This window comes from Thalassobacter sp. (genome assembly GCF_982993085.1).
Map to the genome: position 1 here is coordinate 1 of NZ_CEZFMW010000142.1, position 7,990 is coordinate 7,990.

At 56.3% G+C, this 7,990-nt stretch carries 11 protein-coding genes; 3 read left to right on the top strand and 8 right to left on the bottom strand.

All coding sequences use genetic code 11. The features are described from left to right. The first annotated feature begins 34 nt into the window (after nt 1-34). Entirely contained in the window at nt 35-703 is a 669-nt protein-coding gene (locus tag AC4GMC_RS16230; protein ID WP_487877768.1) for a hypothetical protein, read from the top strand. On the opposite strand, the gene rsgA is transcribed toward AC4GMC_RS16230, so the two are convergent. Then, the gene (gene rsgA / locus AC4GMC_RS16235; RefSeq protein WP_487877767.1) at nt 700-1,755 is read right to left on the bottom strand and encodes a ribosome small subunit-dependent GTPase A; all 1,056 of its coding nucleotides are present in this window, start codon (nt 1,753-1,755) and stop codon (nt 700-702) included. The genes AC4GMC_RS16230 and rsgA overlap by 4 nt on opposite strands. Nucleotides 1,756-1,801: 46 nt before the next feature. Here rsgA and AC4GMC_RS16240 point away from each other — a divergent pair, with 46 nt between their 5' ends. After that, a complete protein-coding gene (locus AC4GMC_RS16240) occupies nt 1,802-2,422 on the top strand; it encodes a 2OG-Fe(II) oxygenase family protein (RefSeq protein ID WP_487877766.1) in 621 nt (206 codons plus the stop codon). 104 nt (nt 2,423-2,526) lie between these two features. Next, on the top strand, nt 2,527-3,042 hold the full coding sequence (locus tag AC4GMC_RS16245; protein WP_487877765.1) for an NYN domain-containing protein: 516 nt from the start codon (nt 2,527-2,529) through the stop codon (nt 3,040-3,042). Between the two features lie 80 nt (nt 3,043-3,122). On the opposite strand, the gene rplP is transcribed toward AC4GMC_RS16245, so the two are convergent. The 7 genes from rplP to AC4GMC_RS16280 form a co-directional block, all read right to left on the bottom strand. Beyond that, nucleotides 3,123-3,536, bottom strand: coding sequence for a 50S ribosomal protein L16 (gene rplP / locus AC4GMC_RS16250; protein ID WP_038008631.1), 414 nt, complete (start codon nt 3,534-3,536; stop codon nt 3,123-3,125). Nucleotides 3,537-3,548: 12 nt separating this feature from the next. Further along, nucleotides 3,549-4,259, bottom strand: a complete 711-nt coding sequence (gene rpsC / locus AC4GMC_RS16255; protein ID WP_038008632.1) for a 30S ribosomal protein S3 — start codon at nt 4,257-4,259, stop codon at nt 3,549-3,551. After that, the gene (gene rplV / locus AC4GMC_RS16260; RefSeq protein WP_038008633.1) at nt 4,259-4,639 is read right to left on the bottom strand and encodes a 50S ribosomal protein L22; all 381 of its coding nucleotides are present in this window, start codon (nt 4,637-4,639) and stop codon (nt 4,259-4,261) included. The genes rpsC and rplV overlap by 1 nt, the downstream gene beginning before the upstream one ends. 3 nt (nt 4,640-4,642) lie before the next feature. Next, nucleotides 4,643-4,924, bottom strand: coding sequence for a 30S ribosomal protein S19 (rpsS, locus tag AC4GMC_RS16265; protein ID WP_038008635.1), 282 nt, complete (start codon nt 4,922-4,924; stop codon nt 4,643-4,645). Between the two features lie 3 nt (nt 4,925-4,927). Further along, entirely contained in the window at nt 4,928-5,770 is an 843-nt protein-coding gene (gene rplB, locus AC4GMC_RS16270; protein ID WP_038008637.1) for a 50S ribosomal protein L2, read from the bottom strand. Nucleotides 5,771-6,032: 262 nt separating this feature from the next. Beyond that, entirely contained in the window at nt 6,033-7,244 is a 1,212-nt protein-coding gene (locus AC4GMC_RS16275) for an acyltransferase family protein (RefSeq protein WP_487878273.1), read from the bottom strand. A gap of 450 nt (nt 7,245-7,694) precedes the next feature. Then, nucleotides 7,695-7,990, bottom strand: a 296-nt coding sequence (locus tag AC4GMC_RS16280) for a 50S ribosomal protein L23 (RefSeq protein WP_487878272.1), incomplete at its 5' end; no start/stop codon positions are given.

Here is a 7,990-nt window from a genome sequence, read left to right on the forward strand (position 1 = left end):
AAGGTTGTGTTAATCAATTCGCAACGAGGCCGATATGAACTTCTTCACTTCCCTTGCCCAACTGCGCCACGGATTTGGCGGTGGCGCCAAACCACCAGCGCCTGACGCTTTTGACGAGTTGGCGCACGACATCGCCCCAAGCTTTAAAGCAACCTTCGATCAGGACCCGCCTGCCCCAATTTTGGACGACGCGGCCATCATGGCACGCGCGGCCCTGGCCGCAGGTCATGTCGCCCGGGCTGCTGAGGTTGAATACACAAAACACTCCGCCTCCCCGGCGGACTGGCCCTCAATCAATACCGCAAGAGACTTGGACGTGGAAATGGCCGACGAAGACCCCGAAACAGAGCTAGATGCCGAACTGTGGAACCACGCCTTTCCCGAGCCCCCTGCGATGGACACTGGCCTTGAGGTTTTGTTCACCACCGACGGCCCGGCCCCCGTCCGCGTTATCGAAGGCTTTGACCCCGAAGTTGAGGCGCTTGAGATTGAAATCCAACGCGAACCCGGAGACGATCGGCCCGTAGCGGGCACCGATTTAGCATGGTACTTGGATGATGACGGTTCTTATGGCGCCTCGATCACTTTGCGTCTTGGCGCAACCGATACAGCCCCTGCCGCCAGCACGATCCTGCGGCTTAGTGGTGCGGATGACATCGAACTTGAGAAAGTATCCATAAAGGTTACGAACCCAACGGCCTAACGCGCTTTGCCCCGGATGGACTTGTTTACCATCCGGCTAAAACCTTTCTCGCGTTTGCGCCGTTGCGCGACGCTTTCGGAGTTCACGCGATCCTCGGCAACCAGCTTTTGCCAACGCGCGAGGCGCTCGGGCTCAATCGCACCCGCCGCGATGCCCGCCTGCACCTTGCAACCCGGCTCACCGCCGTGGGCACAGTCGCGGAATTTGCATTGGCTCGCGATCTCCTCCAGGTCCGAAAAGACCTCACCCACGCCGCTGGCGGCCTCGGTCAACTGCAACTCACGCATGCCCGGCGTATCCAGAATGGCAGGTCCGCCCGGCACAAAGAACAACTGACGCCGCGTTGTCGTATGCCGCCCCCGCGCATCGTCCGTACGAATGTCGCCAGTCGCCACGCTTAGGTTGCCAATAGCATTGGTTAGCGTTGACTTACCCACGCCTGACATACCCAAAAACCCGACAGTCTGCCCGGGCCTACACCATGGCGCAAGCACGGTACGGACCTCATCCCCTTTGGCGTTAACCGCGATCACCGCAGCATCTGTCATACTTTGGGTTTGCGCCACGTACTCTTCCCAATCGGGCGCTTGATCCTTTTTGGTCAGGACGACGACCGGCGTCACCCCAGCGTCCAGAACCACCGCAAGGAACCGTTCCAACCGGGCGACATTGAAATCCGCATTGCAAGAGGAAACGATGAACGCTGTATCCAGATTGGCCGCAATCATCTGCACATCGCGTCCCGGGCCAGCCGCGCGTCGCTTGATCTCGGTGGCGCGGGTCAACACGCGGCTTGCGGTGGGCAGATCCTGGTTGAGCATCAGCCAATCACCAACGGTCGTGGCCGCAACCCACGGAAGGCTTTGATCGATCCCATCACCCACAACATGGATCGAGCTTCGATGTACCTCTGTCACTCGCACGGGCGGATGCGCTAGCAGCTCATCTGCATCGACCTGATTGGCAAAGAACGCCCACCATCCAAGCGCGGCTAGCGGCGACGCCACCGTCGCCTCCGTCTTTCCAAGAAATTCACCGTAGTCACGGACCATTACGCACCCTCTCGCCTGCCTGAGCTTAATACGCTAAGACGCGCCCATGACCCAGATCAAATCCCTCTTCGTGACCCGCCTTTACCAATCATCGCTCACCACCTTTGGCGATGCCATCGACCCAGAAGAATTTTTGGATAGCTGCATCTCGATCGCCGAGGACGACGAAGCCGGCCAAGAATGGTGCGAAGCCAACGGATACGCCGGTTACACCAGCTATGCCTCGCTCAGCGATTTGCCGTGGCGGTTCCCGATTTTTACCGATGTGGTCAAAGCCTTGGACAAACACGTCGCGGAGTTTGCCAAGGATCTGGCGTTTGATCTTGGCGACAAGAAGCTGGTGCTAGAGGATATCTGGATCAACATCCTGCCGGAAGGTGGCATCCACACAAGCCACATCCATCCCCATTCTGTGATTTCTGGCACGACCTACGTGCAGATGCCCCAAGGCACATCTGCCCTCAAGCTAGAGGACCCGCGGTCGCAAATGATGATGGCCGCCCCTATCAGGGCAAAAGACGCGCCCGAACAGCTGCGGACCTTTGTCTACGCCAAACCCGAAGTGGGTGAGCTGTTATTGTGGGAAAGCTGGCTTCGACACGAGGTCCCGATGAACATGGCTGAAGAGGAACGCATCAGCGTCTCGTTCAACTATAAATGGGAATGATGCCAAAACACTAACCATGTTTTAACGCGCACTGGCCATTGTTTTGACACGGCACTGTCCGAAGGACCTGTGTTAAAGCAAATGGCGGCAGAAGGCGCATTACCATGGCAAACATATCCGTAGAGACGCTCATCTCGGTGATTGTTTTCGCCCTGTGTCTTATCGCCTTTGCGCTACTGGCCGGCGTTTTTCGACGCGCCGCGCGTCTTTTTCGCCGTAAAAAACGTTGGGTCATCCTGGATGGCTCGAACGTGATGCATTGGCGCGAAGGCAAGCCGGAAATCCAGACTGTCATTGCCGTTGTCCGCTACCTCGAAAAACGAGGGTATATGCCGGGTGTCGTTTTCGATGCCAATGCAGGCTACCTTCTGATGGGGAAATACCAACACGACCGCGCCCTTGCACAGTTGCTGCGCCTGCCGGAAGCGCGGGTCATGGTCGTTCCCAAAGGCACCCCCGCTGACCCTGCAATCCTGAAGGCCGCACGAGATTATGGCGCGCCCGTCGTCACAAACGACCGATTCAAGGATTGGGCCAAAGACTTCCCGGAAGTGAAAACTGACGGTCATCTCATCACAGGGCGAATAGAACCCAAGCGCGTCGTTCTTGACCTACCCTAAAAGAAAAACCCCCACCGATTTCTCGGCGGGGGTTTTTTATTTGATACCGGGGTGGCGCCAACAGACGCCACGATCGAGGCTTACCAATCTTCGCGAACAACGGTCCGTGTTTTAATTGGCAGTTTCATCGCAGCAAGGCGCAGAGCCTCACGTGCAACGTCCTCGGATACACCGTCGATCTCGAACATCACACGGCCGGGCTTAACTTTGCACGCCCAGTAATCCACGGAACCTTTACCTTTACCCATCCGTACTTCGACTGGCTTGGAGGTCACGGGCAGATCGGGGAAGATCCGGATCCAGACACGGCCTTGACGTTTCATGTGACGCGTCATGGCACGACGAGCAGCTTCGATCTGGCGCGCAGTAATACGCTCAGGCTGAAGAGCCTTCAGACCGTATGTGCCGAAGTTCAGATCAGATCCGCCTTTTGCCTCACCGCGGATGCGGCCTTTGTGCATTTTGCGGAATTTAGTACGCTTTGGTTGAAGCATCTGTCTCTCTCCCTAGCGACGACCGCCACCTGCACCGCGAGGTGCTGGGCCGTCTTGGAGTTCCTGGGCCTTACGGTCACGTGCCGCAGGATCGTGCTCCATGATCTCACCTTTGAAGATCCAGACCTTGATCCCGATGATCCCGTAAGCAGTGGAACCTTCGGCGTGTGCGTAATCGATGTCCGCACGCAGTGTGTGCAAGGGCACACGGCCCTCACGGTACCATTCGGTCCGTGCGATTTCGGCACCACCGAGACGGCCCGCAACGTTCACACGAATGCCGAGGGCACCCATACGCATTGCGTTCTGTACGGCGCGCTTCATGGCACGACGGAAGGACACACGACGCTCGAGCTGCTGCGCGATGCTTTCGGCCACGAGGGCAGCGTCAAGCTCGGGCTTGCGCACTTCAACAACGTTGAGGTGCAGCTCGCTGTCGGTCATCGCAGCAAGTTTGCGACGCAGGGTTTCGATGTCTGCGCCTTTCTTGCCGATGATGACGCCAGGGCGCGCAGTGTGCACGGTAACGCGGCACTTTTTGTGAGGACGTTCGATGATGACGCGGCTGATGCCGGCCTGAACGCACTCTTTTTCGATGAACGCACGGATCGCGAGATCCTCAAGAAGCAGATCACCATAGTCTTTGGTGTCGGCGTACCAGCGGCTGTCCCAAGTGCGGTTCACCTGCAGGCGCATGCCAATCGGATTAACCTTCTGACCCATTATGCTTGCTCCTCGACTTGACGGACGACGATTGTCAGCTCTGCGAAGGGCTTAACGATCTTGCCGAAACGACCACGTGCCCGCGGACGACCGCGCTTCATGGTCAGGTTCTTGCCGACATAGGCTTCCGCCACGATCAGCTCATCGACATCCAGGTTGTGGTTGTTTTCACCGTTCGCGATAGCGGACTGAAGGCATTTCTTCACGTCAATCGCGATACGCTTTTTGGAGAAAGTGAGGTCGGACAGAGCCTTGTCCACTTTCTTGCCACGGATCAGACCAGCGACGAGGTTCAGCTTCTGGGGAGAAGTACGCAGCATGCGGACTTTCGCCATAGCCTCATTGTCGGCCACGCGGCGGGCGTTTTTTTCCTTACCCATGGCTTACTTCCTCTTTGCTTTTTTATCGGCGGCATGACCGTAGTAGGTACGCGTCGGCGAGTATTCCCCGAACTTCTGGCCGATCATCTCTTCGGTGATGTTCACGGGCACGTGCTTGTGGCCGTTATACACACCAAAGGTAAGGCCCACGAACTGGGGCAGAATTGTAGAGCGGCGCGACCAAATTTTGATCACGTCGTTCAGACGACCGCTGTCGCGGGCTTTCTCGGCCTTTTTGAGGACATAAGCGTCGACAAAAGGACCCTTCCAAACAGAGCGAGACATGGATTACCGCCCCTTCTTCTTGGCGTGCCGCGAGCGGATGATCAGCTTGCTGGACGCTTTGTTTTTGTTACGGGTACGAGCACCTTTGGTGGGCTTACCCCATGGTGTCACTGGGTGACGACCACCGGATGTCCGACCTTCACCACCGCCGTGGGGGTGATCGATCGGGTTCATGACCACACCACGCACAGAGGGACGGATGCCCTTGTGACGGTTGCGACCAGCCTTACCGAAGTTCTGGTTGGAGTTATCGGGGTTCGAGACCGCACCAACCGTGGCCATGCACTCCTGACGGACGAGACGCAACTCGCCGGAGGACAAACGGATCTGAGCGTAGGAACCATCACGACCAACGAATTGGGCGTAGGTACCAGCGGCACGGGCGATCTGGCCGCCTTTACCTGGCTTCAGCTCAACGTTGTGCACGATCGTACCGATGGGCATGCCGGAGAAGGGCATCGCGTTACCAGGTTTGATGTCGGCCTTTGCGGACGAAACAACCTGATCGCCAATGCTCAGACGCTGAGGGGCCAAGATGTAGGCTTGCTCATTATCGGCATACCGTACGAGCGCGATGAACGCAGTCCGGTTGGGGTCATACTCGATGCGTTCGACCGTGGCCGTTACATCCATTTTTGTACGTTTGAAATCGACGATACGATAGAGACGCTTGGCGCCCCCGCCTTTGCGGCGCATCGTGATCCGTCCGGTGTTGTTGCGGCCACCATTTTTGGTGAGGCCTTGGGTCAGCGCCTTTACAGGGCGACCTTTCCACAGCTCCGAACGGTCGATCAGAACCAGCCCGCGCTGGCCCGGCGTCGTCGGCTTATACGACTTTAGTGCCATGTTTACTGTCTTCCGTTGTCTGGGCGAGAGCCTGCGCTCCCGCTATGTAAAGCCCCCCGGAGGTGGCCGGCGAATACGAAATTTAGCACAATTGAGAGTGCTCTATTCCGGGTCATTTTGATGCACAGTTACACACCCGTCCGACCAAACGCACAGCCCCGGACGAATCCGGGGCGTGTTGCGATGGTGTCTGTTAGGAGCATTGCGCGATGGGGTCAAGCGCCTGGGGCCCCAAAACCCACTAAACGGCAAGCATAGTGGGCTAGCGTTGGCAAGCATCGGCACGAGTGTACTCCGGCGTTACGCTGCATTGCGCCCTGCCCCGGTCTTTCCTGGATGATATGCTAGGCCGGTGGGAAGTCAGACGTTGACGCATGGGCTCCTCCACATAACGCCACATAAGGTAACCGGCGCCAACCGTACAAGCCAACGTCACAGGCCACCAGATGAGCGGCACAGCATTGTCGGGATAACCCCCAATCCGCTCGATCACCTTGAACAGCGTGATCGCGACAAGTGCATGAACCATATAAACCGAATAGCTAATCGTACCGAGAAAGATCATCCAATTGGGCGGCTGGAACTGCCCGACAAACAACAGCCCAACCAACGCAGTTCCAGCGAGTACAAAGGCCCAGTCCTGACCGGTCAACAGGCACACCACCATCACCCCAATGATTGCGCCGAGCCACAGTAGTGACACCGCCGAAGACAACCGATGCGCTTCACTCAAACAGCGGCAAACGATGATCCCTAAAAGGAACTCAGGTAACACTCGCAGGACAGAGAAATTATAGGTAAGGCTGGTCAGCTTTTGACCTCTTACGTTGGTTGGGAAAAGGTGCTCAGGCGCAAGTTCAACCGCGACAACAACGGCAAGGAACACCCCCGCGCCAACGCCAGCCAAAACTTTTCGCGGCCAGAACAGACATGGGTAAGCCAAAATTGGGAACAACACATAGGCGGCGATCTCCGCGCTAATCGACCAGGATGGGTAATTCAGGGTCAATTCCTCTAACACCCCAAAGCCGTGCAGCGCAAAAAGATTGGCGAAAAGGACCGTGCTGAAGTCATATTCGGGCGCACGGCCCAGTCCGACCGCCGCACCGCCGTACAAAATGGCCACCGCCATAATCAGGCTCACGAGGTGCACAGGGTACAACCGCGCAAAACGCTTCCACAAAAACAAACCCCATGAAAACTGCTTGTCCGCCAATGCAGCGCCGTAAACATGGAAAATAACGGCGCCCGACAGAATAAAGAACAAATCCACCGCAAGGTAGCCATTGGCGACAAGAGCCCCGCCGATTGATGTCTCAAAACGCTGATCGAAGTGAAAAAGGACCACCCATACGCACGCAAACGCACGCAGGGCGGTCCAAGCTGAAATATCTTGATGCAAATGGCCAGCAGACCTGAGAGGGCCCGCGCCTTGTGAGGAGTTGGAAAATTCCGAAGCGGGAGAAATGGTCATACTCAGCCTTATTTTTCAAATGCATGCTCGGCCCAACTTCGCCAAAATAGGCTAGCCGATATAGCTGTTTTGCGGCGTGATACTTAATAATTCGTTATTGAAAACAGCAAGATACGTGCCAAAAAAGTTGATTTAACTTAAGACACATTAACCCAGAGAGCCACCTGACCACGGAGTGGGCTGCTAACTCAGGCGCTCATAAGGTTTTTTGCAAAACGCACAGTCCGTAATAGCGATTCAGAAAGATGAAGATGCGCCGCAAACAATCGTTTTAGACCGCAATAAAACCGCGAATATGGCGAGGGACAGGGACTATATTAGCGCAAAACACCCGTTTCTCGCCATTCATTCACTCTTAGCAACATCGCCCCAAGAAGCGATCATCCAATCACAGAAAAACCCCGGCCACTTTCGTAGCCGGGGTTTCTGATTCTAGCGAAGCTCGAAAGCTTACAGGCCAGTGCTTACGTCGATTGTGTTGCCCTCTTCGAGCGTCACGTAGGCTTTCTTAACGTCCTTACGCTTGCCGAGCTGACCCCGGAAACGTTTGACCTTACCTTTAGTGATCGTCGTGTTGACCGCTTTGACCTTCACACCAAAGAGGCTTTCAACGGCTTCTTTGATCGCTGGTTTGTTCGCATCAATGGCAACTTCAAACACGACAGCACCGTTCTCAGAAGCCATAGTGGCCTTCTCGGTGATGATCGGCTTGCGCACCACATCGTAGTGTTTTGCTTCCGTGCTCA